The sequence below is a fragment of the Leifsonia sp. GW821-FHT13C09 genome, assembly GCF_058806435.1.
Genome location: NZ_JBXAPS010000008.1, coordinates 29652 through 55279, shown reverse-complemented (window position 1 = coordinate 55279; position 25628 = coordinate 29652). Strand labels below are relative to the sequence as shown.

Below are 25628 nucleotides of genomic sequence, written 5' to 3'. Positions count from 1 at the left end.
GCTCCGCTCGCTAGCCCTCGCCCACGACCCGGTTGGTGATCGCTCCGAGGCCAGCGATCTCCACCGTCACCTCGTCACCAGGCGTCAGGAACACCTGCGGATCCCGGCGGAACCCGACGCCTCCCGGCGTACCTGTGAGGATGAAGTCCCCCGGGTTCAGCTCGGTGAACTGCGACACGGTCGCGATCAGAAACGGAATGGAGAAGATCAGATCGGCCGTGGAGGCCTCCTGAAGCGTCCGCCCGTTGAGTGTCAGGCTGATCCGCGCGTCGGATACGTCCACCTCGTCGGGGGTCGACAAAGGACCGACGGGGGTCGTGTTGTCCCAGGCTTTGCCCTGCAACCATTGGTGGGTCTTGTACTGGAAGTCGCGAACCGTCACGTCGTTGGCGGCGGCGTACCCGAGCACATGCGACAGGGCATCCGCTTCGGGGATCCGCCGCCCCGCCCGACCGATCACGACCGCGAGCTCGGCTTCATAGTCCAGTTGCGCGGTCTCTGCCGGCTTCGCGATGTCGCCGTCGGGCGCAATCAGGTTCGATGCATACTTGGGGAAGAGGACCGGGTACGTCGGCAGGTCACGCTTGGTCTCGCTGATGTGATCGTGATAGTTGAGCCCTACGCAGAAGATCTTCCCGGCGTTAGGGATAAGCGACCGCAGGGTCACCTCGGAGGCAGCGACACGAGGACCGGACGGCGTGAGAGCTGCCAGCGTGTCGATATCGGTGTCGGGGCCGAGCTCGCTCGGTCCATCCAGCGGCGAATACGTGCCGTCCGACTCGAGCCGTGTGACACGGGACACCCCGTCGATCAGAGCGGTGACGAAGGGCATCAGGCGGTTCCTTCCGCACGCTCTTTCGGACCGACCCTGCGCCACTTGGGCGTCTGGCCACCCCACAGATTCACCGACTTCGGAGTCGGCGTCCACTCCCGGTGGTGGATACGGGCGATGTCGTCGTGGAACTTCTCCATCTCGGCGGAGAGTTCCACATGGTTGCCGGCGGGGTCGTCGAAGAACACGAACAGGTTGTTGCCGGGCCCGTGTCGGCCGGGGCCCCACTGCACGTCGACGCCGAGCTCGGTGAGACGGTCGCTCCAGTCCTTGAAGTCGGCCCACTCGGCCAGGTCGTACGAGTAGTGGTCGATGTCGCCGACCACACCGGTCTCCACGCACGCCAGAGTGTGATGATCGAGGTCGCTGCGCATCCAGAAGAACGAGTCGTTGTCGAGCTTGTCGGTGAGCTTGAACCCGATGACGTTGACGAAGAAGTCCACGATTCGGGGCGCATCCGCGCTGGCGAGGGTGGTGTGCTGGAACTTGATGGGTCGCCGGCCGGTGTCGGCGGAGTTCTCGCCAGAGCGCTGCACCTGCGAGTGGAAGTGGACAGGGGTGCCGTCGGGGTCGTCCACGACGAGCCCCTCCACGAGACCGACGCCTTCGTCGATGAACCCGGGGTCGAGGGTGGAGAACGGTATCGCAGCAGCGCTTAGCCTCTGACGGATACCGTTCAGACCGCCCTCTTCGCGAACCTCGAAGCCGTAGTGCAACAGCGTCTGCTCACCCGGGTACAGGTCGACGACGTGGTGTCCGACCCCCCAGCCGAGGCGAATGCCACCGTTGTCCAGGCGAGCGTGCTCGACCATTCCGAGGATCCGCTGGTAGAAGATGCTGGTCCCCTCGACGTCCGGTACCTGGAAGCCGATGTGCGACACAGCCGTCTTCCGGAGAGCACCGGCGACGGTGGTGTTCTCGGTGAACACTGTGGTTGCCATTACCTTGTCCCTTCTGCGCGGGCCTGGCCCGCACTGCGAGCCGCGGCAACAGCCTCGGCTGGCTGATCAGCGTCACCGATCGATGCGCTGGTGAACCACGGCGTGACCGCCGCGATGATCTCGTCGTGCTCCACCGGCGCCCACGACGCCGCGAGAACACGATCGGGGCGGACGAGGAGAAATCGTCCGGTGCGGGCACGGAGGGCGTCCGCGAGGCCGCCATCGACGTCGGTGATGATCCGGTCGACCGGGAGACGGTGCGGATTGTGACCGTCCACATCGACATGCACGCGTTGCGCGCCGGTCAGCGCTACGACAGGGGCTGCGGCGGCCCACGCCGAGGCATCCACCTGTACTCCCAGAATCACCCAGCCGCAGCCGAGGGATGCGTCGAGCAGGGCGATCGCGCCGTCCATGAGATCGAACACCCGCGGCTGCGGCAGCGCATCCCCGATCGGTCCCTCGCCGGGGACGAGCAAGCCTCGCCTGAGCGTCAGCGGCGGACGGTACGCCATCCGCTCGAAGAATCGTCGACCGTCTGGGTTGGCGATGTGACGGCGCACGATCCGGTCTCTGGCCTGGGCGAGCCGGGCGTTCTCGGTCATGACCACACGTCCGAGCCGTTCACTGAACGCAACGACACGACCCGCTTGGGGGCGTCGTTCGCTGTCGTAGCTGTCGAGTGCGGACTCGGCCATCGCGCCCTCGAGCACCTGCGAGAGCTTCCAGGAGAGGTTGAACACGTCGCGCATGCCGGAGTTCAGTCCCTGACCGGCGAACGGAGGCATCATGTGCGCGGCGTCGCCGGCGAGGAACACCCTGCCCAAGCGGTAACGCGTCGCGTTGAGCGCGTGGAAACGGTAGACGACTGCGCGGTCGATCTGGTCCGGCGAGATGGTGCGGTACGGCGCGACGAGCCGCTGGATCAGCGCCAGAGGCGGTTCCGCGCCCGGTTCGCATTCCTCCGGGGAGACGGGGAACTCGTACCGGCACCGGCCGTCCAAGCCGGGAACGATCACGTGCGGACGGCGCGGGTCACCGTAGTGCAGGCCGTAGCGTTCATCGTGCGGGTCACCGGTGGTGTCGATGACCAGCCAGGCGCCCGGGTAGCTGCGCCCCGTCATCTGGATGCCGCTGCGGGTGCGCACGGTGGAGCGTCCGCCGTCTGCACCGATGAGGAACGCGGCAGAGAGGTCGAACTCCGTCCCGTCCGGTGCCGCGACGCGAGCCGTCACCGCCTCGGGCGACTGACCGACCTCCAACACCTGGTGGCCGGTGAGATAGGTCACAAGGGGCTCTCGGATCAGCGCTGCGTGCAGTACCCGCTCGAGCTCAGGCTGGCTGAACGGGTTCTTGAACGGGTATCCGAAGCGGCCGACCCGCGGCGACCCGCCGACGAACAACGGCCGGCCCTCGGAGTCGAAGTACTTCGTCCCGAGCCCGGGCACGATGATTCGCAGGACGTCGTCGACGATGCCCGCTTGCTGGTAGATCCTCAGTGTCTCGTCGTCCACGCTGATCGCCTTGGGCTCGTCGCTGAGACCGTCACCCTTCTCGATGAGAACCGTGGCCACGCCATAGCTCGCCAACAGCAGTGCCGCGGTCTTCCCGACGGGGCCCGCCCCTACGATTGCCACACGTCTCACGGCGCGAGGGAGCCGTCAGGCCAGCGCTGAGAAGGTGCCGAACTTCCGGTGCTGATAGACGAGGCCCGGATCGGTCGAATTCTCGGCATGGTCGACCACACCCGTGACGATGATGTGGTCGCCTGCGCTGATGATCTGGAAGACGTGGCAGGCCACGAACGACGCGTCCCCGTCGATCCGGGGCACTCCATTGACCAGTTCCCAGTCGATGCCCGCGAAGCGGTCGATGCCCTTCTTTGCGAACTGTCCCGCGATGCCGGCCTGCCGCTCGCCGAGGACGTTCAGTCCGAAACGCTCGGTCCGGTGGAGCACCTCGAGCAGCGCGGACGACTTCTGCAGCGAGATGAGCACCATCGTCGGGTCGATCGAGAGCGACATGAATGCGCCGACGGTCGTGCCATGGGGCACACCGTCATATGTGGTGACGATCGAGACAGGAGAGGGAACCGCACCCATTGCGCCTTTGAAGGCGTCCGCGTCCACGGTCACGGGCAGTTGCAGCGAGCCACCGGTGTAGGTCATGAGCTTCCTCTCCATCGAGTGAGATGACTAAACTGTACTCTGAGTCCAGAATTATCGCAACTGATTCTGAACCCGAAGTTCAGTAGACTGTCGGACAACCGCCGCGGTCAGCGATGATCGGCGCCGGCCCGCCCGACCAGGTAGCACCGCACCGGTGCAGGATGGAGGACACTTTTGAGCGAAGAACGCGTGGACGCTCCCCCGCGTCCTCGGGGGCGCGCTTCGAAGCGAGAGGCAATCCTCGCCGCGTCTGTCGAACTATTCAACTCGCAGGGCTACGACCTCACCTCGATGGACGCAGTGGCCGCTCGGGCAGGCGTCTCGAAGACGACGGTCTATGCGCACTTCGGAGACAAGCTGGCTCTCTACCATGCAATGGCGAAACGCGCGGTCACGCTCTTGGACGTCGATTACGATCGCCTCCAAATCGATGACTCCCTGAGTACGTTCGAGAAGCTGACGACACTGGCGAAGATGCTCGTCGAGTCGCTGACCTCGGAGACATTCATCGCCTTCCACCGGGTCATGATCCTAGAGGCGAGGGACAAGCCCGACCTCACGAGCAGGCTCGTGCCGGGCGCGCCGCACGTGGTCGATGTCGTGATCGCGATCCTCGAAGAGGATGCGGAGCGCTTCGGCTACCAGATCGTCGACGCGCGTAACCACGCCGCGCTTTTCGTCCGGATCGCGGCAGCGACCTTCGAAGTCGATGCGCTGCTCGATGCCGGCTTCCGTCCCGACACCGAACTCGTGGGCCGGCACGCGGACTGGGTCACACACATGTTTCTGAAAAGCCTCCGGCCCGTCTCGCTCTGGGACGTCGACGGGGAGCTCTTGAGCGCACCCCCGACGCCCGACTACTTGTGGCTGGCCGAGCGCATTAATCAGGACTAGACGCGACCGGGCCGTCGTCACGAATGACGCGGCCCGGCCGACCGGATCGGTTTCTTCCGTTCAGATGCCGGCGTCGACGACGATGTTCGTGCCGGTGACGAAATCCGCCCGCGGGCTCGCAAGGTAGGCGATGGCCCATGCGATGTCGTCGGGGCGACCGATCCGCGGCACTTGCTGGCGGAAGACGGTGTTCGCGATCTCCTTCTCGACGGCGCGCCAATCGTCCGCTCCGAGCGAGGCGGCCGCCTTGAGCAGCTCGACCTCGGAATCCGGCGTGGCGATGATCCCGACACTGATCGAGTTCGCGGTGACGCCGGTCCCGCCGAGCCCTCTGGCCAGGCTGCGCGCGTAGTTGATCTCCGCGGCCTTCGCGCCCTGATAGTCGGCGAAGGCCGGCGGCTGGTGCAGTGCCACGGCGCTGGCCACGTGAATGACGCGACCCCAGCCTCTCTCGATCATTCCAGGGACGAGACGCTGCGTGGTCGCGACGGCGCTGAGGAGGTTGAGGCGATAGGTCGCGAGCCACTGCTCCGCCGTTGTCTCCCAAACAGGCTCAGGTGTGAACCCCCCAGCACGACCCCCCGCGTTGTTGACGAGGATGTCGGCACCCCCGGCAGCGACGACGCGGTCGAGGAAGGCCTCGGTCGCGGTGGCATCGGTGAGGTCGCCGGTGGCGGTCTCAGCGCTCCCGCCGGCGGAACGGATGCGCTCGGCGACAGCCTCGGTCCTCGCCTCGTTCCTGCCGTGCACGATCACGGTCGCGCCTTCCTCGGCAAGGCGGAGCGCGATGCCCTCGCCAATGCCGGAACTGCTGCCTGTGACGAGCGCCCGTTTACCGGTGAGTTTCAGATCCATCAGTGCTTCCCTGCTTCCTTCTGCGCGAGACCGCGCTCCTTGGCCTTGCCGATGCCGGGGGTGCCGGCCATTCCCGCAGCTGCGCTCGACACGCCGAAGATCTCCCGGCCGGAGAGTTCGGCGGACGGGTCTAGCCGGTTCGAACCGTGCGTGAGCGCTACCCGGACATCGCGGGCATACCGCTGGATCGGGTTGCTCAAGGCGACCGTGGCGGAGCCGATGGCGAATTGGATCTGCTCGATGGCTTGCCCGGCGAGGTTGCCCGCGTAGACGAAGTCCATCTGCAGAGCCGTCTCCTCGGCCGTAGTGAACGGCTCGCCCGCCAGCGCCTTCCGGTCGATGAAGTCAGCTCCCGCGAGCAGGAGTTGACGGGCGGCGTTGATCATGGAACGCACTTTGCCCGCGACGATCTGCGTCGCAGGTGTCTCCTGGAGCGAGGGGTAATCGAGGTTGAACGGCTTCTTGTTCCGGGTCTGCTCGAGAAAACAGTCGAATGCGCCTTCGGCCATGCCGACCGCGATGCCCATCGTTTCGAGGGAGACGATGATCATGAGTCCCCTCGCGTCCATCGACAGGCCCAGGCCCTCGTACTTCGTGTGGATGGCGTTGAGCCGGTCGGTGAGCTCGGCGAGGGGGACGACTTTGTGGTCCGGGATGAACACGTCTTCGGTGACCATCACGCTGTTGCTCGACGAACCGGACAGCCCCATGACGTGCCAGTCGTCGACGAGCGAGTACTGACCCTTCTCCATGAGAACCGCGATCCGGTCGAACTCTCCGTCGGGCTGCTCGACACCCACGCCGACGACCATGTACGCCGCATGTTTGCTGCCGCTGCCGAAGCCCCACTTGCCACCAGCCTTGACGACGTACCCGCCGTCGACCTTCGTCGCGTGCTGGATGCGATCCGAGAAGAGCGAGGCGCTTGCCACGAGTGGGCCATCCCAGGTCTTGGTCCTGTCGTAGACTTCGCAGACCGTCTGCTCGGGAAACGTGAGCACCACCCGTGCGAAGCCGCTGGCGATCATGGTCTGCCAGCCGGCGGACCCGTCCGCGCGAGCGACCGCGAGGACGATCTCAGCGAGGTCGCGAGCGCCGAGCGCATGGCCGCCGAACTTCTCCGGGATCGAGAGCCGGAAGACATCCAGCTCCGCGAGCGCGCTGAGCGTTCTCGGCGGCAGGCACCCGAGCTTTTCGCCGTCGGCCGCGTCCACTCGGATCTGCGGGACGAGCGCCAGAACGCCGTCTCTGATCCCTCGGCCGGTCTCGGTCGTGAGGGGTGACTCGTGGATTGATGGTGTAGTCATCGTGCTCCTTCTGCGCCTTGCCAGCCGCTCGTGGTGCCGAGCGGAAGGATTTCCCGGATCTCATCGAAGATCCGGATCTCGTTGTCGACGATCTTGAAAATGACCGCCATATAGAACGACCCGCTGTCCGGACGACCGCTCGGGATCGGGTGGAAGTCGGCGACGACGATGCTCACCACGAGGCCGAGCTCGACGTCGACGACCGGGAAGCGACGATCTGCGACGGTCGGCCGCGCCGGGCGGGTGCCAGCGACGATCGACGCCACCGTGTGCACCGCCTTGTCCGGGGAGAGCAGCAGTTCGAGGTTGTTCGTGACCTTCTTGCCGTTGTGGTACGAGTCGCAGCGGTAGCCGACCGGGACCAGGCTCCCGTCGCCCTGCTCCATCGCCTCCCAATAGCTGTCGGCGATCCGGACCAGCTCCTCAGGCTCGCTTCTGCGGTTCTCGGGAACCGGCGCGAGGTAGAGGACGTCGGGATTCGCGAGCTGTTCGACCGCATTGAAGAAGCCCGTGCGCCCTGTGCTGACGATCGCCTCGGCCTCGCTCACCAGGTCACCGTCGAATCCCAAGCGCAGCGCAAAGGCGTCGTGACCGTCATCGAACTCCGCAAGTCCGACGACGACGACCTGCCCACGACCCTCGTCGACGAACACTTGCAATCCGGTGAACGACCTCGCCAGCGCGAGTCGTCCGCCGTGGCGGGTTACGACGCGGCCATTCTCGGTGAACCGGAACGACGTCGCCGGCTCAACGGGGTCGGCGTCGGCGAGCCGGCGCAGGAACACGGTGCCGCGCTCGCCGAGTCGCGTGGTCGAATGGGGCATGTCGATCAGAACGGATACGTGATCTGCGTCGGCCGGTAGGTGATCCACTGCCACTCGGTGAACTCGTCCCAGTTGGTGGTGCTGCCGAACCGGGAGCCGTTGCCGGACGCGCCCATGCCGCCCATCGGGATGTTCGCGAAGTCTGCGATGGTCTGGTCGTTGATGTGGATCATGCCGCTGCGAATGCGATTGGCGATCGCCCAACCCCTCTCGAACGAGGACGTGTAGACGGCACCTGACAGTCCGTACTGTGTGTCGTTGGCGATGCGGATCGCGTCCTCGTCATCCTCGGCGATGATGACCGGCGCGACCGGGCCGAAGATCTCCTCTTCGTAGGCGCTGGTACCGGGCTTGACATCGACCAGGACGGTGGGTTTGTAGAAGAGTCCGTCGTGGCTGCCGCCTGTCGTCAGCCTCGCACCGGCGGCGACCGAATCCGTGACTATCCGCTGCACACGTTCGACCTGCTTGAGGTTGATCACCGGACCGATGGGCGCATCGGTCCGGAACGGGTCGCCGACGGCGAGACGCTCGGCGCGAGCAGTGAGGATCTCGATGTAGTCCTCGGCGATCTCCCGCCGCACGATGTGCCGACCGGACCCCATGCAGATCTGGCCCTGGTGGAAGAACGACCCGAAAGCGCCGGCCGAAGAAGCGGCTTCGAGGTCGGCGTCGTCGAGCACGATGAAGGGCGACTTGCCGCCGAGCTCGAGCGAGACCTTCTTGAGGTGATTGCTCGCCAGCTCACCGACGCGCCGACCGACCGCCGTCGAACCCGTGAACGTGATCAGCCGCGGTTCGGGGGCGGTCACCAGGGCTTCGCCGACTCCGGCGCCGCCGGGAACGACATGGAAGACGCCCTCCGGGAGCCCGGCGGCTGCGAGTACCTGGGCGAGCACGACACCACCGAGGATCGGGGTCTGCAGATCCGGCTTCAGCACGACGGCATTGCCCAGCGCGAGGGCCGGCGCAACGGAGCGCAGTGCGAGCACGAGCGGCATGTTCCACGGCGTGATGACCCCGACGACGCCAATCGGAACGCGTCGCGCGAGCCAGAGCTCTCCCGCGGCCACGGGCGAAAGGATCTGGCCCGCGGGTTCCGTGAGGATCGCGGCGGCGTGGTAGAGCTCGCCGATCCCCGCTTGGAACTCGAAACCGACGTTGGCGGCGGTGCCGCCCTTCTCCCGCATGTCCCAGACCTCGAGCTTCGCCCGATGCTGCTCGAGCAGCCCGGCGGCGCGGCGGAGGATCGCCGCGCGCTCCTCCACAGGGGTGTCCGCCCAAGCCGGCTGCACCTCCGCCGCGCGCCGGGTGGCCGTCAGGACGTCCTCGGCGTTCGCGAGGCCCACTGTGCCGAGCAGTGCTCCGGTCGCGGTCTCCGTGACCGTGACCTCGCCCCCGCGCGGGGTGACCCACTGGCCGTTGAAGATCCTGCCGCTCCAGTTCGAGCGGGCGAAGATCCCCTCGTCGTCGAGCAGGTCGATCGTGTCATGCGTGGTGATCGTCATGATGGCGCTCCTTCGCGTCAATCGTGACCGGCGCGCGCGTCAGCACGGTTTCGTCGGTCAGGGGATCGTGGTCTGTGACTGCCGGGACAGCCGGGTGTGCCGCTACTCGGCGCGCCCTGTGAACTCGTGCTTGTCGAAGCTGTGGTCCATGGGAAGCACCTCGACATCGCGCGTCGGCTTCTCGCCGACCCACGGGATGTGCTCCTCACTGACGAATGGCACGGGGTGAACCTCCTTGAAGTACCAGCGCCCGTCGATCTTCGTCAGGAGGTTGTCCCAGTAGCCGATGCCGAACACGAAAGTATTCATGTAGTCGACCGCGTACTGGGGGATGTGGAAGAACGCCTTCGCCCGCACGTCATCGCCCTCGGGAGTAAGGATCATGTGGCTCAGCAGATGCAGGCGTCCGAAGAAGGCGTTCTTGCGCCCGTACCAGAGGTGATAGACCTCATTCGCGATCGCCTCGTGCCCGATGCGTCGCTCGCCGCCCACCGACGACAGCCAGCCGTCCTCCGTGAAGCAGGCCAGAAAGCTCTCGGTGTCGCCCGTATCGAGGGCCCACGCGTAACGCGCGAACAGCTCCTGGATCTTGAGCCGGTCCTCGACAGAAATCTCGTCGTAGTAGACCTTGTCTGCCATCGCATTTCTCCTCATTGAGTGGGTTGTCGGAGGGGATCACTCCGACGATCTGGACTGAACTGAACTGTTCTCTCAAACTGTACTCTGAGTCCATATTTGTGTCAAACGAAGAGCACGGTTGCGACGCCTCCGCCGCAACCGTGCCCATTCGGTGCTCAGAACGGATACTGCCCTGGCTCGCGACGCAGGGTGATCCAGCGCGTTTCCGTGAACGCTTCGATGTTCGCCTGCGCTCCGCCGTGGCGTGACCCCGTGCCGGATGACCCGACGCCGCCGAACGGCGAATTCGCCTCGTCGTTCACCGTCTGGTCGTTGATGTGGACGATGCCCGTCGGGATACGCTGCGCGAGCGCGTATGCCCCGAGCACATCGCGGCTGACGATCCCGAGCGAGAGCCCGTAGTCGGTGTCGGTGGCCAGCTCGACCGCCTCGTCGTCGGTCGAGTACGGGACGACCGACGCAACCGGACCAAATACCTCGTCGGCATATGCAGCTGAATCCTTGGGGGGATTCGCGAGGACGGTCGGACGATAGAACAGCCCGTCGTAAGTCCCGCCGGCCGCGAGCGTGGCACCCTGAGCGACGGCGTCCTGGACCAGCGTGTGGACGCGGTCGCGCTGCACCTCGTCGATCAAGGGTCCAAGATGCACGGGGCCGGCGGCGGGGTCTCCGACGGCGAGCGAGTCGGCCTTCGCGGCGAGCTTCGCGACGTACTCCCCATAGATGGACTCGTGAACGATGTGGCGTCCTACGGTCATGCAGATCTGACCTTGATGCAAGTAGGCGCCCCAGGTAGCCAGATTGACCGCCTGGTCCACGTCGGCGTCCTCCCGGACGATGAATGCCGAGTTGCCGCCGAGCTCGAGGTGGGCGCGCTTGAGGTGTCTGCCGGCGAGCTCACCGACGGTGCGGCCCGCGCGAGTCGACCCGGTGAAGGCGATGACGCGAACATTCGGGTCCGCGACCAGTGCCTCGCCGATCTCCGCGCCGCCCGGCACGAGCTGCAGCAGACCCGCGGGGAGACCAGCCTCCTCGAAGATCCGGACGAACGAGACGCCGCCGGTGACGACCGTGCGGGGGTCGGGTTTGAGGAGGACGGCGTTTCCGAGGGCGAGAGCGGGCGCGACCGCGCGGATGGCGAGGATGAGCGGGACATTGAACGGCGCGATCACGCCGACGACACCGACGGGGACCTGCTGGGAGAGCGAGAGCCGCGGCTCTTCGCTCGCGAGGACCGACCCGAGCGGGGCAGACGGCAACGCGGCCGCCTCGTACGTCTCCGCGGCGGTCACATGGAGCGCGAACCCCGCGAGAGGGGGCACGGCGCCTACCTCGCGGATGTTCCAGCTCATGATCTCTTCCGCGTGCTGCTCCCAGAGTTGACCGGCCTTCCGCATCACCTCAGCCCGCGCCGGATGCGGCAGCGCCGCCCATTCCTTTTGTGCTCGGGCAGCGCTCTTCGCGGCCCGTGCGACGTCCGCGGTATCGGCCAGACCGACGACCGCGAGCGCCTCGCCCGTCGACGGGGAGACGACGGTGCGCTGGCCGCCACCGCCGGAGGTCCACGCTCCGTCGATATAGATTTTGCCGCCGAACACGCCTTCGTCGATCAGGGCCGGAGCGGCCTCCGTGATTGCTGACATGGGTTGTTCCTTCCGTGGTTGGGTTTGCTAGCCCTGGACTTCGAAGCCCTCTTGGACGCTGGCCCCCGTGATCCACGAGACGACCCGGTCTTTGTCCGTGTCCTTCGTCACGGCATCCGCGACCTTGCGCCCACGATTCAAGACGACTGTGCGGTGGGCGACGTGGTCTGCAAGCGGCAGATTGTGCGTCACGACAACGATCGCGATTCCCCGTTTGGCGAGTCGAACGATCAGATCCTCGACCAACTCGGTCTGCTCGTGGCCGAGGGCGGCGGTGGGCTCGTCCAGGAGCAGCACTCCGCGCTCCCCGAGCCGCGCGGCCGCTCGGGCGATCGCCACCACCTGGCGCTGTCCGCCGGACAGCATCTCGACGGGCCTCGTGACCGGAGCGGTCCGCACGCCGAGCGCGTCGAGTTCCCGCTGCGAGTTGGCCCGCATCGCCTTGCGATCGATGAATCCGAGCCAGCCGAGCACGCCGCGGCGCACCGGTTCGAGCCCGAGCGAGAGATTCGTCGCGATGTCCATCGCGTCCACGAGCGCGAGGTCCTGGTACACCATCTGCACGCCCGCCGCGGCCGCGTCCCGCGGTCCACGGAACGCGTGCTCGGTCCCATGCACCCGGATGGTGCCGGTGGTAGGCCGATGGGCGCCCGACATCACCTTGAGCAAGGTCGACTTTCCCGCACCGTTGTCGCCGAGCAGGGCGACGACCTCACCCGGCTCCACGCTCACGCTGACGCGATCGAGGGCCCGGAGGAATCCGTAGTGGACGCTGATGTCTTGGAGTTCGAATGCCGGTCCCGCCATTACGACCGCCGCCTTCCGATGGATCGGCCGCTCGACAGCAGCAGCCGAGATATCGACTCATTGGTGCCCTTGTTGAGCGCAAGTGCGCCGATCAGGAGCACGCCGGTTGCGATCGTCGCCCAGTACGTCTGCACCTGAGAGATCAGCAGGCCGGCACTGATGGTGGCAAGCACGAGGGTCCCGAGGAACACCTTCGGCAGGCTTCCTCTGCCGCCGACGAACGGAACGCCGGCCAGCGCGACAGCGGTGAGCGCTGTGAAGATCACGCCGGTGCTCGCCGCAGGTTGAGCGATCGTGATGTACGACGTGTTCACGATTCCGCCGATTGCGGCGCACACGCCGGAGATCACGAAACCGAACACCCGATAGAACTCGGTCCGGATACCGACCCGCCGCGCGCCCTCGACATTGCCGCCGACGGCGAGGAGCCGAGTGCCGACTCGGGTGAACTTGAGCATGATCGTCAAGACGGCGAACAGGGCGACCGCGATGTAGATGGGAGCAGGGATGCCGAGATAGCGCTGCGTGCCGAGGAATGAGAGGGATACAAGCCCTGTGATGTCGACGCCTCCCGCGAGGACGAGGGCCGTTCCGGTGAGCACGCTGAGCATGCCGATGGTGACGATCAGTGGATCGAAGCCTCGGACGGTGACGATGCCGTTGATCGCTCCGACTACGACTCCGATGACGACTCCGACGATCAGCGCGAGCCAAACCGGCGCCCCAGCATTCAGCAGGAGCGCAACGCTGACACCGACCACTGCCGCCGTGCCGGGAACCGAGAGGTCGAGCACGCCGGTCATGACCCCGATGCCGAGACCGGCGGCGAAGATCGACGTGATTGCAGCACTGTTGAGCACGCTCACGCCGGTGCCCAGGGTGAAGAAGTACGGCGCTCCTGTCACGCTGAACACGACGACAAGGAGTACCCAGAGGATGAGAAGCCCCTGGTCACGGATGAAGATCAGGGCCGATACGCGTGGGGGGAGGCGGTGTGTGTCTCCCCCCACGTGCACGCTCCCGGTTGCAGTGACCGACATGCGCTCCTACTTCGTGACGGTGAAGGGGATGTCGAGGACGGCGCCCTCGGCCTTTGGGTGGGCGATGATCTTCTGGAGCGCCGCCCACCCTTGGGGCACGGCGCCAAGGAAGTCCCACGCGACGATCGTCGTGATCTTGCCTGCCTTCTGCGCGGCGAGCGCGTCGGGTCCACCACCGCCGAGGATGAGACAGTCCGGGGTCGCGCCGGCGGCCTTGTAGGCGTTGATCGCTCCGAGGGCGCCCTCATCGGTCAGCGCGATCACGACTTTCGCGTCCGGGTGCGCGACCAGGAGCTGCTTGGTCTGCGTCTGAGCCGCCGCGATGTCGGCGACCTGCGCCTCTCCGACGACATCAACAGACTTACGGAACGCGGTCTGGGCCGCCGCTTTGGAGGCTGCTGTACCGGGCAGCGTGTCCGGTCCGCTGAGCAGGAGCGCCGCAGGGTTCTTCAGACCCTTGTCTGCGACGCATTTCACGACCTGCTCACCGACCGTCTTCCCGAACGCGGCGAAGTTCGGTCCCTGGAAGACGATTCCCGGCTGCGGGCCGTTGAAGCCGATGGCTCCCGGCACCGTCTGCACGAGGATCGGCACTCCGAGCTGCTGCGCGTGCTCCACGAGCGGCTTCGTAGCAGGCCCAGCGACGGGAGCGACCCACGCGGCTTTGATGCTGCCGTTGTCCATCGCCTGGGTGACCTGCTGGATCTGGTTCGCGGCGTCGTAGTTGCCGTCGATCAGAGTGTATTTGTAGCCGGCAGCGGAGAAACTCCCCTTTAGCTTGTCGCCAGTCTGCGTCAGCACCGGGATCTGGATACTTGTCGGCGAGTAGGCGATTGTTCCGGTCGCTGCCGACGTCGATCCACCGCCGATCGCGGCGGGAGCGGAGCAGCCCGCCAGCGCCAGCAGCGCCGCGCCTCCCAGCGCGACGACGGTCAGTCGGGTTGAGTTCTTCATCGAGTCTCCTCTCGGGCTACACTGCCCGGTTCATGGTTGCCACCGCAACCAAACTGTACTGAACTGTACTGAACTGAACTGGATCTGTCAATGCGCGCAGCAGCCGAAGGCGATGCAGAAAAAGCGCACGCAGCGCCAGTTCAGCGCCGCCCCTGAAGCCACCGCGTGAGGTGGCCCCGTGTCATCGGAACGGGGTCACAGCGACAATCCGCCGGGGGTCTTAGGCGCGGCATCCCAGTGCTCGGCTAGGCGGCCATCCTCCACGCGCCACAGGTCGAACCAGTAGCTGCGGTACGTTCCGCCGGGGTTGTCGGGGTCAGGCAGGTCACGCGCGATCATCTGCGCGACCAGGTCGCCCTCCGCGACCATCACCGGAGGCTCGGGCGACGGCCGCATGTCTTTCCGCGCGGCCGCGCCGGCCTCGGACTTCGCGAACGCGATGATCGCCTCGGCGCCCGAGGGAATGTCGGGATTGTGTTGGATGTACTCCTCTGTCACGTATTCGCGTGCCTGGTCCGCGGTCTCCGGATCGAGCAGCACTTCCATCAGCTTTATCGCTAGGGCCTTGTTTGCCTCAAGCTTGTCTGTCGTCTGCCCGTACTGCGCCACCATGTTGATCTCCTCGTTGAGCCGGCCATTCGTGTCAAAACTGTACTGCACTGAACTATACCGTCGCGACGAACTCCGGGAAGGCGTTCGCGAGCTCGAGCGCCGCGATGGTCTCGCGCGTGCGCAGGAATGGGGAACGGTCGAGCCGTTCTTCGGCGCGCTTGACCCGATACGCCACGGTCGTCGTCGCTACGTGCGTGGCCTCCGCTGCTGCCTGCCTGCTTCTTCCCTGCAGGAGGAAATGACGCAACGTCTCACGGATCGAGGAGGTCATCGCATCCTCCCCCAGCAGGCCGGCCAGTTCCCGGCGCACGAACGCGCGGGCCTGAGTGCGATCGGCGCACAGCAACGCAAGGAGGCTGACGTCGTCGTAGCTGAGGGTCAGCGGTGGCTCGCGAAGCATGAGACCCACGGCTCGCGCACTGCGGGCCGCGTTGGTGCTGGACACGAATCCTTCGACTCCATGCTCCGACGTTCCCAGCGCGAGCCTCATCCGCTCGGGGCGTTCGGCGTCGATGACGGCGTGATCGAGATGCATCGCCTGCGCGAAGGACCAATGGAATTCGACGTGGTCACCCCGCTCGACGACAAGCCACGATCCACCGACAACGCGCCCGACCCGCTCGGCGAATCGGAGGACATTGTCCTCCGGTTGGACCGCTCGGTTGCCCGCCGCCGACCAACCGATCGCCGCGAGGTGATGCTCGTCCCACCGGATCCCGAGGATGCGTTCCGATTCGTCTGTACCATCGCTACCATCCAGCACAGCATCGACCAGCCGGCGGCGTTCGACGATGAGGCGGCTCTCGCTTTCCAACCGCTCCTGCGCGTAGGTCGCGCTCATATCGGTGACGTACCGGTCGATGAACTGTGCGAGGAGGGCCACGAGCCGCCGCACCTCCGGAAGCAGCGAGTCGGCCGGCGCCGACGAACCGATCGCATCCAATAGTCGCTCTTGCACCGCGGCATGACATGCCCAGACGATCCTCAAGAGACGCTCGAGCGGTATGCCGGCCCGCGCGGCGACTCGCGCGTCGTCCAGGGCGGCCTCCGGGGTGATGACCTCTGCGGCGCTGTCTTCAGCGAGCCCGACGAGCGTGGTGATCAGGCACTCCTCGCACCCCCGTGCGCCCGCAATGTCCACCTCTCCCGCCCGACCGACCATCTGATCGGCGAGCTGGGAGGTCACGATCGCCGTAATCTCCGCCGCCCATGTCACGGCCGCGGCACCCACCCGCTCCTCGCCCCACACGCGAAGGCGTTCGGAGGCGGATGACGGGACCTCGCGCTCTGGAGCAAGCGACTCTAGCCACTGCTGCATGAGGAACCCCCCACTGTTGTCGTTTGACGTCAATCACAATAAGAGATGGTCTCGGTAGGTGCAATTCTCGTTGGGCGCGTGGTTGTCGCCTGGCGACAAGTCCGGCGCTCATCTTGGTCCTCAGAGCCGGAGAAATCCGACGTATACGGAGCGCAGACTGGCGTCCACGCCACTCGATGCCGTGGCAACCTCAAGGAGTACTCTCATGCGCGGTGCGCCCCTCCTCTCCCCTACCCAGTTCCTGCCGCGGGCCGCGGCACCTCGCCACGCCGCCGATGTCCAGTGGGACACGACGAACAAATTCCTCAACGGCCCCTTCGCCCCGTGGGCCGAAGAGTCCGAGGCATTCGACCTTCCGGTCATCGGCAAGCTTCCTGACGACCTCGCCGGCGCGCTGTTCCGGATCGCCAACAATCCCCGGTTCGCGCCTCGGGACCTCGACCGGTATCACTGGTGGGAGGGCGACGGCGGCGTAGCGGCGACCTATATCCGCGACGGCAAAGCGTCGTTCCGGATGAAGTGGGTCATGACCGATTCGATGAAGGTCGAGGTCGAGGCCGGCGAAGCGATCTACAGCGGCTTCGTGAACGGCTCGAGCGTGGCGCCTGCACCCCTGCCTGCAGGCGCGCCGCCCGCCAAGAACGTCGCCAACACCAACGTGGGTCTCTTCGCCGATCATCTCCTCGTCTATTTCGAGGGCGGGCTCCCCACCTCCATGAACGCCGAGACGCTCGAGACGCTCGGCGCATACGACTTCAACGGCGGACTTGACGTCCTGTGCACCGCGCACTACAAGATCGACCCGCATGGCGGGAACATGCTCTTCTTCGCCGCCGTCGGCTCGAGCCTCACCTGGTACGAGGCCGACGCGCGAGACGCGAACATCATCGATAGCTTCACATTCGACATGGGCTGCCCCGCGATGGTGCACGACTACATTGTGAGCAAGCACCACGCGATCTTCCTTATCTCGCCCACTCAGTTCCGGCTCGACCGGATCATGCATGGCCGCACCGGCGTGCTGTGGGACGAAGCGGCGGTGCCGAGCGGCAGCCGGTTCGCTGTCCTCGACCGGCGCACCAAGCAGGTGACGTGGTACGACACGGGCGTGATGCTGGCTCCTACGCACTTCTTCAACGCCTACGAAACCGACGATCGGATCGTGGTCGACCTCCACGTCATCGCCCGCCTCGGCAACCCCGCCGACAATCCCGACGACCCGATCGAGTCGCACAGCTGGTTCCCCCCTGCCATGGCCTGGCGGTTCAAGCTCGACCCTGCGACGAAGAAGGCGACCAACCGTATGCTCAGCGGAGTAGCGGGCGAGTTCCCCAAGATCAACGACGCTCTGCTCGGCAAGCAGCTCCAGTACGGCTACTTCGCGACCACCCGCGATCTCACCACTGAGACCATGACAGACGGGCTGGCCCGCTTCGACTTCGACACCGGCCAGACGATCATCGTCGAGGGCGTGGACGGGCTGACCAACCCGAGCGAACCCATCTACGTCCCTCGCCGTGGCGCTACGGCGGAGAACGACGGGTACCTGCTCTCGCTCTGGTGGAACCGCGAGACCGGACTGTCCGAGCTACTCGTCCACGAGACCAGCGCGTTCACACCCGCCCCGCTCGCACGCATCAAGTTGCCCGTGCGCGTGCCGTTCGCCTTCCACGGCTCATGGGCCGACGCCGAACAACTTGACGCCGCGATCAGCGCGCAGCGCGAAACAGCCTGACCAACCCCGACCGGTCGAGCTGGCCCGCGTGGAACGAGGACGCTGCCGCATCCCTCCACCGCCCACGACGGCCAAGTACATGGGGGCTGGGTGTGGTAGGACGCAGTCCCGTCGGAACCTCCCCGGACGATCCGAGCGTCCACACTGACCCGACCCCATCTGCGCGCTTGCCCTCCTCTCCTGCATGGTAGGCGCGGTCGTGAAGCCCGCGGCGATTGTTCGGTCGCCCGCCCTGCACGCAAGCCCCTGCGGGGCCGACTGACGTCGCCCTGACGGGTGGCACGCCGGCCGAGACTCCCTAATCGGCACTGCGTGCCTTCATGGCACATCAATCAGCAGGGAGGAAGACGATCATGAGCACCCTCATCACCGACACCAACGAGCTCACCCGCTTCACCGCCGTGTTCAGCAAACACGACCTCGCGGCCGACATCGCACCCCGGCTCAGCTGCATCGAAGTCGAAGCCATCGCCGGCCTCCTCCGAGCACTCGGAGAACCGGCCACCGCAGACACCTGGATCCACGAACACGCCACCGACGACGAACTCGGCGACGCCCACTACCAGGGCGACACCCTCGAATACCTGGTTCCCATCCACCCGCTGGAAGACCTGCAGTGCGACAGCTGCCAGTAACCACCCACGAGCCCACGCCACAAACGGCGTGGGCTCGATCCATGTACCAGTGATTGAAGCCGCGAGCGGCACCCCGCTTGCTGAATTGTCCGTCTGTCTGGCCGTTGATCGTAGTTCGTTCCCGGTTCTCCGTGCCGGGCTACGATCGGCAGCCGGAAAGACTAACAAAACAGACAAGAACAGCGCCGCCGCCGGCGGCTCGCTCAAGGAGAGGCGATCGCACGCGGTTCTTCGAGTCGATCTCTGACGCCCCAGGGCGCTTATCTCGGACGAGATCGGCTGGTGCGCACCTGATCGACCCGCGTGGCGCATCCGCGGGCCACTGAACGACCACGAGACGGACACGAGGATAAACAGGGTCAACACGGCTCATCCCTCAGACATTGAGGGCAACTGTCAGGACCGAACCCAGCCGAAACGTCAGAGCTCTGTTGATGCAGCTTCGTCAGAGACTTCTGATGGATCACACAAGCGCGCTGTTCTTGCTCGACCTCTCCACCACCCGGACACGATCCGAGCACCAACCCCTGCCCCCACCGCGCTCGACCTTTCGGCTTTACCTCGGTCGGTTTCACACAGCGGGAGCGAGTTCCTCTTCACGGTCCTCGACCAAGAACTGCGCGTACGCCCCAATGGTCAGAAAGGGCGGGAAATCTGTGGCGAGGGTTGTGCCGCGGAAGATTACAGCCGCATCGTCGAACCGGTCGTCCCCGGTCCTGGGCTGGTGGGCGAGGATCTCATCGAGGATCGTCTTGATGCGTCCGCGGGTGATGAGTGTGCCTTCTTCGGTCCTGACGCCGTTTCGAATCCACTGCCACAACTGCGCTCGACTGATCTCCGCTGTCGCCGCGTCCTCCATGAGATCGTCGATGGCGACGGCTCCGATGCCGCGCAGCCATGCCTCTATATAACGCAAAGCCACCGAGACATTGGTTCGCACGCCGGCATCGGTGATCAGCGAGTCCTCGACGTGGACGTCTAGGAGTTGAGCGGCGTCCACATGGACGTCGTCGCGCTGCCGGTCCATCTGATTCGGCCGTTCCTCGAGGATCGCGTCGAACTCCGCTGTCGCAACTTCCACAAGATCCGGGTGGGCGACCCATGAGCCGTCGAAGCCGGCCTCCGCTTCGCGCCGTTTGTCGGCGGCAACCTGTGCAAGGGCACGTTCTGTCACCTCAGGCTTGCGCCGGTTCGGGATGAATGCGCTCATCCCACCGACCGCCTGGGCTCCGCGTCGGTGGCACGTGGAAACCAGCAGTTCCGTATAGGCGCGCATGAACGGCACCGCCATCGTGATCCGGGCACGGTCGGGCAGCAGGTATCGGCGGCCGCGATCGCGGTAATACTTGATGATCGAGAAGATGTAGTCCCACCGGCCGGCGTTCAGACCTGCGGCGTGATCGCGCAGCTCGTAGAGGATCTCCTCCATCTCGAAGGCAGCCGGAATAGTCTCGATGAGTACGGTCGCACGGATCGTGCCGTGCTGAAGCCCGAGCGCGTTCTCGGTGAACGTGAACACGTCGTCCCAGAGGCGCGCCTCGAGATGCGACTCGATCTTCGGCAGGTAGAAGTACGGGCCACGCCCACCTTCCACGAGCGCCCGAGCGTTGTGGAAGGCGTAAAGCCCGAAGTCGACGAGTGACGCGGACGCCGCTGAGCCGATCCCCGACCGGTCCACGTACCGAAGGTGCTTCTCGACCAGGTGCCAGCCGCGGGGCCGGAAGACGATCGTCGGTGTGCGCTCCGCGGTCACACGGTAGTCCTTGCCCTCGGGTGAGGTGAAGGCGAGTTTACCGCGCACAGCGTCGCGCAGGTTCACCTGGCCGCCGATGACGGCGTCCCAAGTCGGGCTGAGGGCGTCCTCGTGGTCGGCGAGCCAGACGCGCGCGCCGGAGTTGAGGGCGTTGATCGCCATCTTGCGGTCGGTTGGTCCAGTGATCTCCACCCGACGGTCCTCGAGGCCGGGGCCCGGTCCGGCCACACGCCAACTCTGTTCCTGGCGGACCGCTTCGGTCTCCGGAAGGAAACCGAAGTCGCGGCCGTTCTCGATCTCGCGAGCGCGGCGCTTGCGGGCGATCAGCCGCTCCTGACGTCGGTGCGCGAACTGATCGTGCAGTCGCGCGAGGAAGCGCATAGCCTCGGGGGTGAGGATCTCATCGAATCGGTCGCCGCGAGGGGCGAGCTGTTCGATGCGCGTGCTGGTCATGATGGTTCCCCTTACGGTCTTAGTGGAACTGGTCGGACTCGGTGGAGCCCACGAGAGCGAGGGTCTGCGAGTCGGGGTTGAGGGCGGTCGCGATTCGGTCGAAGTATCCGGTTCCGACCTCGGCCTGATGCTTGGTCGCGGTGTAGCCGCGCTTCTCGGCGGCGAACTCCTGCTCCTGCAGATCGACGTATGCGCTCATCTGCGTCTCGGCGTAGCGACTGGCGAGGTCGAACATGCCGTAGTTGAGGGAGTGGAAGCCAGCGAGGGTGATGAACTGGAATGCATACCCCATCGCCGACAGCTCGCGCTGGAACCGTGCGATCGTGGCGTCGTCGAGGTGGCGGCGCCAGTTGAAGCTTGGCGAGCAGTTGTACGCCAGCTTCTGGTCCGGGAATTCGGAGTGGATGCTCTCCGCGAAGCGCCGCGCCAGGTCGAGGTCCGGCTCGGCGGACTCTACCCAGAGCAGGTCCGCGTAAGGCGCGTACGCGTGACCACGCGCCAGCACCGGCTCGATGCCGTTCTGAACCTCGTAGAAGCCCTCCGCCGTGCGCGGCCCGCTGAGGAACGGTCGATCGCGTTCGTCCACATCGCTGGTCAGGAGAGTTGCCGCCAGTGCGTCCGTGCGGGCGATGACGATGGTCGGAACTCCTGCGACGTCCGCGGCGAGGCGTGCTGCGTTGAGGGTACGGATGTGCTGGCTGGTAGGGACGAGCACCTTGCCACCCATGTGCCCGCACTTCTTCTCGCTGGCCAGCTGGTCTTCCCAGTGGACGCCGGCCGCGCCTGCCTCGATCATCTGGTGCATGAGTTCGTACGCATTCAGCGGACCGCCAAAACCGGCCTCCGCATCCGCAACGATCGGCGCCATCCAGTCGCGGTCGTCGGCCGTGCCATGCGAGATCTGGCCGGCACGCAGCAATGCGTTGTTGATGCGTCGAACGACGGCGGGCACGGAGTTGGCCGGGTACAGGCTCTGGTCGGGGTAGGTCTGGCCGGCGAGGTTGCCGTCCGCGGCCACCTGCCATCCGGAAAGGTAGATAGCCTTCAACCCAGCCCGCACCTGCTGCACGGCCTGGTTTCCGGTAATCGCACCAAGGGCAGCGATCCATTCAGTGGGATCCTCATTGGCCGCGATTAGCTCCCACAGGCGCTCGGCGCCGCGACGCGCGAGGGTTCGTTCTTCCCGGACCGGTCCGCGCAGGGCGACGACGTCCTCAGCCGTGTAGTCGCGGCGCACATTGGACCATCGCGGGTCGGCGTCCCATTCGGCTCGCAATTCGGCGGCGGTCTGGGTCTGATCGCCCGGGCCGGGCGTTGAAAATGTGGTCATGGGTTCAGGATGACCGGAGACTGCGTCCGAATTTCGGCTGTGCCCAGCAAGAAAAACCCGAAATTTCGATTTATCGCAATTCCGACTGTGTCACGATGGTCTGCATGGACCCCGAGAGCCTAATCGCCGTCGACGATGAGAGCATGCTTGATCCACTCATCGTCGGACGTCGTATCCGAACGCTCCGCACTGAACGGGGTCTGAAGCTCGACGACCTAGCTGACGTGCTGGGTCGCTCGGTGTCCCAGATGTCGGTCATCGAGAACGGCCGCCGCGAACTCAAGCTCGGCGAACTGGAGAAGCTGGCCCGAGCTCTTGGCGTACGCGTCGCCGACCTCCTGAATCCTGAGCCCCCGACTCACCGCGCTGCGCTCGAGGTGGCCCTGGAGCGCGCCCAGCGCGGTCCTCTCTATCAAGCCCTCGGTCTCCCGCCGCTGCCTGTGCGCAAGTCCTTGAGCGACGAGGCGATCGAGACCGTGCTCGGACTGCATGCAGAGCTCGAGCGGCTCCACCGAGAACGGGCGACTACCCCGGAAGAGGCTCGCCGGGCGAACGGAGAGCTCCGCGCCGAGCAAAGTCGCAAGGGCAACTACTACCCGGAACTCGAGCAGACCGCCCGTGAGCTCCTTGCAGCCATCGGACACACCGGCGGCCCGCTCTCCCAACGCGCCACGGGCGAACTCGCGGCGCATCTGGGGTTTGCGCTGCACTACGTCGGGGACCTACCCGAATCCACCCGAAGCATCACGGACATCCAAAACGGCCGAATCTACCTGCCGATCCGCGTAGGATCCGATCCACGCTCGACTCTGCTGCAGGCGATCGCCGCGCATGTACTCGGAAAGCGGGAGCCTCAGGACTTCGGCGAACTCCTCCGTCAGCGCGTCGAGACGAACTATCTCGCCGGCGCGCTTCTGATACCCGAGGCAAGCGCGGTCGAGGTCCTGGGTGCGGCGAAACAAGCCCGCGAACTCTCGGTAGAGGACCTTCGCGACGCGTTCTCCGTCAGCTACGAGATCGCGGCACACAGGTTTACGAACCTTGCGACCGAGCACCTCGGCATCCCCGTCCACTTTCTCAAGGTGCACGCCTCAGGAGCGATCTCGAAGGCGTACCAAAACGACGGGGCACAGTTCCCAACCGACGCCCTGGGAACCGTGGAGGGTCAACTGGTCTGCCGCTATTGGAGCGCGCGGCAAGTCTTCGAGCGCGCGGATCGGATGACACCGTACTCGCAGTACACCGACAAGCCGCGAGGCACATACTGGTGCACTTCTCATGTGGCATCCTCGTCTACCGGCGAGTTCTCAATCAGTGTGGGCACTCGGTTCGCTGAGGCGAAGTGGTTCCGCGGACGCGACACGGAACATCGGCTGACCTCGGGCTGCCCGGACGAAACGTGCTGCCGGCGCCCGTCCTCCGACCTCGCTCGCCGGTGGGACGAGCAGGCGTGGCCGAGTGCCCGCCTGAACTCCTCGCTCCTGGCGGCAATGCCGACCGGCACTTTCACAGGGGTCGACCGAGCCGCAGTCTACGAGTTCCTGGAAAAGAAGTCGCAACTATCGCAAGGGCTTTAGAAAGCACTCGGTGCTTGGGACCGGAACCGCGGGCTCACGAGAAACCAAACCGGCTGAAGGTTCCCGTCTCGGACCCCCGTTAATTCTCGATGTCTGAAGAACGACGGTATTTCCGTCGCGAAGCGGGGACTTCGTGCACGGGCCGCCACTAGCGTTTCCAGCGACGCGGCCGCACAAGGCGGACCGACTTCCAGCGAGAGGCCCCTCAATGCAGTGGCATATCCGTGATTTTCACGCCGACGATATGGATGCTGTCCTGCGGCTATGGGAACAAGTGCGCAATGACGCAGTGGAACCGGTATACGGACTGGCAGAGGTCTTGGCATCGTGCCAGGCGGATTACGCGGTTGTCGCTGTCCGAGACGAGCTCGTGATCGGCGCGGCCGTTGGCCGTGCAGCGCATGCTCAGGGCTGGATAGTCTTCGTGGCCACCACGCCCGAGTGGCAGCGGCGCGGCGTCGGGGGTTCCCTTCTCTCGGCATTAGAGAAGCGGATGGCTCACCTCGGTCTTTCGAAGCTGTCGGTTCTTCTGCCCCACGACCAGGTTCGAGCCGACGCTTTCGTTGAGCAGGGCTTCTTTGCCAAGCAGAGCCTTCGTTACTACGAACGTGACATCCCGGTTCAGCGGCGTGAACTCGGCCCACTAGCTGAACTTGGCGGACGCACATTGCCGCGCGGATTGTGGGATTCGATCGGGGGGATGCTGAAGGAGAAGAATCTGCTCGAGCGCAAACTCGTCATGCCTCTCGCAAAAGCGGAGCTCGCCGAGAAGTATGGTGTCAAGCCTCCAAGCGCTGTCGTGCTTTTCGGTCCTCCAGGTACGGGCAAGACGACATTCGCTCGCGCCATTGCCTCTCGCCTTGAGTGGTCCTTCGTCGAAGTCTTCCCGTCCAGGCTCGGTACTAGCGCGGCTGGCCTTGCTGGAGCGCTACGAGAAATGTTCCTCAAAGTCGCAGAACTCGAACACGCAGTGGTTTTCATAGACGAGGTCGAGGAAATAGCCGTACAGCGCGGAGGGGAACCTCCCTCAGCGATGCAAGGCGTGACCAACGAACTCTTGAAAATCATCCCGACGTTTCGAGATCAACCCAACCGACTGCTTGTCTGCGCCACGAATTTCATTCGTTCGCTGGATTCGGCTTTCCTGCGCCACGGCCGGTTCGACTACGTCATTCCGATCGGCCTACCCGACGACTCGGCGCGCGAGTCGATCTGGTTGAAATACGTCCCGGAAAATTCGCGCCGCGACGTGCATATCCCCCAGCTGGTCGCCAGAACAGCAGGCTTCTCCCCAGCGGACATCGAGTATGCGGCGAGAAAAGCGTCACAACACGCCTTCGAAGCAGCCATCCGCGGTGATGACCGACCGACCGCCGAGGGGGTTTCTACCGACGACTATCTTGCTGCGATCCTGAATACCCGTGCGACCGTATCGGCCGAAGTTGCCGCCCATTTTCTCGAGGACATCGAAAACGTGGCGCGACTTTGAGCAGAGTTTCGTAACCGATCTTCGCAGAACCGGCACCGCCCGCCAGTCCGAAACTCTCATTCGCTAACCACCGGGATGGCCCCCTCCCCGCCGTCCCATGGCAGATTGCGGGCGCCGGCCCGAAGACCTCCTCACGCGCCCCCATCGCTTTCGATCAGCCCGCCAACGGGCCCCGTGCCGCTGGCTCGCCTGGCCACGCGCCTGGGTGGACACCGAACTTGCGGATAAGGAAAGAATGGCAATTCCTTCGCGCAAAAGTTCGTGCGACGGCACAAATCTTTCCCGAAACTAAAGGTAGCCGATCAGTTTTCTAG

Annotated in this window: 22 protein-coding genes; 5 read left to right on the top strand and 17 right to left on the bottom strand. The window is 65.3% G+C overall.

Annotated elements, in window-relative coordinates; all coding sequences use genetic code 11:
• Positions 1-10: 10 nt before the first annotated feature.
• From AC1ROW_RS19495 to AC1ROW_RS19480, 4 genes are read right to left on the bottom strand one after another with little or no spacing between them, the layout of a single operon-like run.
• Entirely contained in the window at positions 11-832 is an 822-nt protein-coding gene (locus tag AC1ROW_RS19495) for a fumarylacetoacetate hydrolase family protein (protein ID WP_493020941.1), read from the bottom strand.
• Positions 832-1773, bottom strand: coding sequence for a VOC family protein (locus AC1ROW_RS19490; protein WP_493020939.1), 942 nt, complete (start codon positions 1771-1773; stop codon positions 832-834). The genes AC1ROW_RS19495 and AC1ROW_RS19490 overlap by 1 nt, the downstream gene beginning before the upstream one ends.
• On the bottom strand, positions 1773-3410 hold the full coding sequence (locus tag AC1ROW_RS19485; RefSeq protein WP_493020937.1) for an FAD-dependent monooxygenase: 1638 nt from the start codon (positions 3408-3410) through the stop codon (positions 1773-1775). The genes AC1ROW_RS19490 and AC1ROW_RS19485 overlap by 1 nt, the downstream gene beginning before the upstream one ends.
• 24 nt (positions 3411-3434) lie before the next feature.
• Entirely contained in the window at positions 3435-3941 is a 507-nt protein-coding gene (locus AC1ROW_RS19480) for a flavin reductase family protein (protein WP_493020935.1), read from the bottom strand.
• Between the two features lie 174 nt (positions 3942-4115).
• On the opposite strand from AC1ROW_RS19480, the gene AC1ROW_RS19475 reads away from it, so the two are divergent.
• Positions 4116-4835, top strand: coding sequence for a TetR/AcrR family transcriptional regulator (locus AC1ROW_RS19475; protein ID WP_493020933.1), 720 nt, complete (start codon positions 4116-4118; stop codon positions 4833-4835).
• A gap of 60 nt (positions 4836-4895) precedes the next feature.
• On the opposite strand, the gene AC1ROW_RS19470 is transcribed toward AC1ROW_RS19475, so the two are convergent.
• The 11 genes from AC1ROW_RS19470 to AC1ROW_RS19420 form a co-directional block, all read right to left on the bottom strand.
• Positions 4896-5690, bottom strand: a complete 795-nt coding sequence (locus AC1ROW_RS19470) for an SDR family NAD(P)-dependent oxidoreductase (RefSeq protein WP_493020931.1) — start codon at positions 5688-5690, stop codon at positions 4896-4898.
• Positions 5690-6997 carry an acyl-CoA dehydrogenase family protein gene (locus AC1ROW_RS19465; RefSeq protein ID WP_493020930.1) on the bottom strand — a complete coding sequence of 436 codons (1308 nt, stop codon included), beginning with the start codon at positions 6995-6997 and terminating at the stop codon, positions 5690-5692. Before AC1ROW_RS19465 ends, AC1ROW_RS19470 begins: the two co-directional genes overlap by 1 nt.
• Positions 6994-7821, bottom strand: coding sequence for a DUF8021 domain-containing protein (locus tag AC1ROW_RS19460; RefSeq protein WP_493020928.1), 828 nt, complete (start codon positions 7819-7821; stop codon positions 6994-6996). Before AC1ROW_RS19460 ends, AC1ROW_RS19465 begins: the two co-directional genes overlap by 4 nt.
• A 5-nt stretch (positions 7822-7826) precedes the next feature.
• The gene (locus AC1ROW_RS19455; protein WP_493020926.1) at positions 7827-9329 is read right to left on the bottom strand and encodes a benzaldehyde dehydrogenase; all 1503 of its coding nucleotides are present in this window, start codon (positions 9327-9329) and stop codon (positions 7827-7829) included.
• Between the two features lie 102 nt (positions 9330-9431).
• Positions 9432-9968 (bottom strand): nuclear transport factor 2 family protein, encoded by a 537-nt coding sequence (locus AC1ROW_RS19450; RefSeq protein ID WP_493020924.1) that lies wholly within the window; start codon positions 9966-9968, stop codon positions 9432-9434.
• 155 nt (positions 9969-10123) lie between these two features.
• Positions 10124-11611, bottom strand: a complete 1488-nt coding sequence (locus AC1ROW_RS19445) for an aldehyde dehydrogenase family protein (protein WP_493020922.1) — start codon at positions 11609-11611, stop codon at positions 10124-10126.
• Positions 11612-11638: 27 nt separating this feature from the next.
• Positions 11639-12418 carry an ATP-binding cassette domain-containing protein gene (locus tag AC1ROW_RS19440; protein ID WP_493020920.1) on the bottom strand — a complete coding sequence of 260 codons (780 nt, stop codon included), beginning with the start codon at positions 12416-12418 and terminating at the stop codon, positions 11639-11641.
• Positions 12418-13458: an ABC transporter permease gene (locus tag AC1ROW_RS19435; RefSeq protein ID WP_493020918.1), complete on the bottom strand. Its 1041-nt coding sequence runs from the start codon at positions 13456-13458 to the stop codon at positions 12418-12420. Before AC1ROW_RS19435 ends, AC1ROW_RS19440 begins: the two co-directional genes overlap by 1 nt.
• 6 nt (positions 13459-13464) lie before the next feature.
• On the bottom strand, positions 13465-14412 hold the full coding sequence (locus AC1ROW_RS19430; protein ID WP_493020916.1) for a sugar ABC transporter substrate-binding protein: 948 nt from the start codon (positions 14410-14412) through the stop codon (positions 13465-13467).
• 195 nt (positions 14413-14607) lie between these two features.
• On the bottom strand, positions 14608-15072 hold the full coding sequence (locus AC1ROW_RS19425; protein ID WP_493020914.1) for a nuclear transport factor 2 family protein: 465 nt from the start codon (positions 15070-15072) through the stop codon (positions 14608-14610).
• A gap of 4 nt (positions 15073-15076) precedes the next feature.
• Positions 15077-16342, bottom strand: coding sequence for a PucR family transcriptional regulator (locus AC1ROW_RS19420; protein WP_493020912.1), 1266 nt, complete (start codon positions 16340-16342; stop codon positions 15077-15079).
• A gap of 205 nt (positions 16343-16547) precedes the next feature.
• On the opposite strand from AC1ROW_RS19420, the gene AC1ROW_RS19415 reads away from it, so the two are divergent.
• Positions 16548-18077 carry a carotenoid oxygenase family protein gene (locus AC1ROW_RS19415; RefSeq protein ID WP_493020910.1) on the top strand — a complete coding sequence of 510 codons (1530 nt, stop codon included), beginning with the start codon at positions 16548-16550 and terminating at the stop codon, positions 18075-18077.
• Positions 18078-18430: 353 nt separating this feature from the next.
• Positions 18431-18712, top strand: a complete 282-nt coding sequence (locus AC1ROW_RS19410) for a hypothetical protein (RefSeq protein ID WP_493020908.1) — start codon at positions 18431-18433, stop codon at positions 18710-18712.
• Between the two features lie 571 nt (positions 18713-19283).
• On the opposite strand, the gene aceB is transcribed toward AC1ROW_RS19410, so the two are convergent.
• Together aceB and aceA are read right to left on the bottom strand one after the other, a co-directional pair.
• On the bottom strand, positions 19284-20918 hold the full coding sequence (gene aceB, locus AC1ROW_RS19405) for a malate synthase A (RefSeq protein WP_493020906.1): 1635 nt from the start codon (positions 20916-20918) through the stop codon (positions 19284-19286).
• Positions 20919-20937: 19 nt separating this feature from the next.
• Positions 20938-22248 carry an isocitrate lyase gene (aceA, locus tag AC1ROW_RS19400; RefSeq protein WP_493020904.1) on the bottom strand — a complete coding sequence of 437 codons (1311 nt, stop codon included), beginning with the start codon at positions 22246-22248 and terminating at the stop codon, positions 20938-20940.
• A gap of 104 nt (positions 22249-22352) precedes the next feature.
• Between aceA and AC1ROW_RS19395 the strand changes: the two genes are divergently transcribed.
• Together AC1ROW_RS19395 and AC1ROW_RS19390 are read left to right on the top strand one after the other, a co-directional pair.
• Positions 22353-23825: a helix-turn-helix domain-containing protein gene (locus tag AC1ROW_RS19395; RefSeq protein WP_493020902.1), complete on the top strand. Its 1473-nt coding sequence runs from the start codon at positions 22353-22355 to the stop codon at positions 23823-23825.
• A gap of 208 nt (positions 23826-24033) precedes the next feature.
• A complete protein-coding gene (locus AC1ROW_RS19390; RefSeq protein WP_493020900.1) occupies positions 24034-25314 on the top strand; it encodes an ATP-binding protein in 1281 nt (426 codons plus the stop codon).
• Positions 25315-25628: the final 314 nt, after the last annotated feature.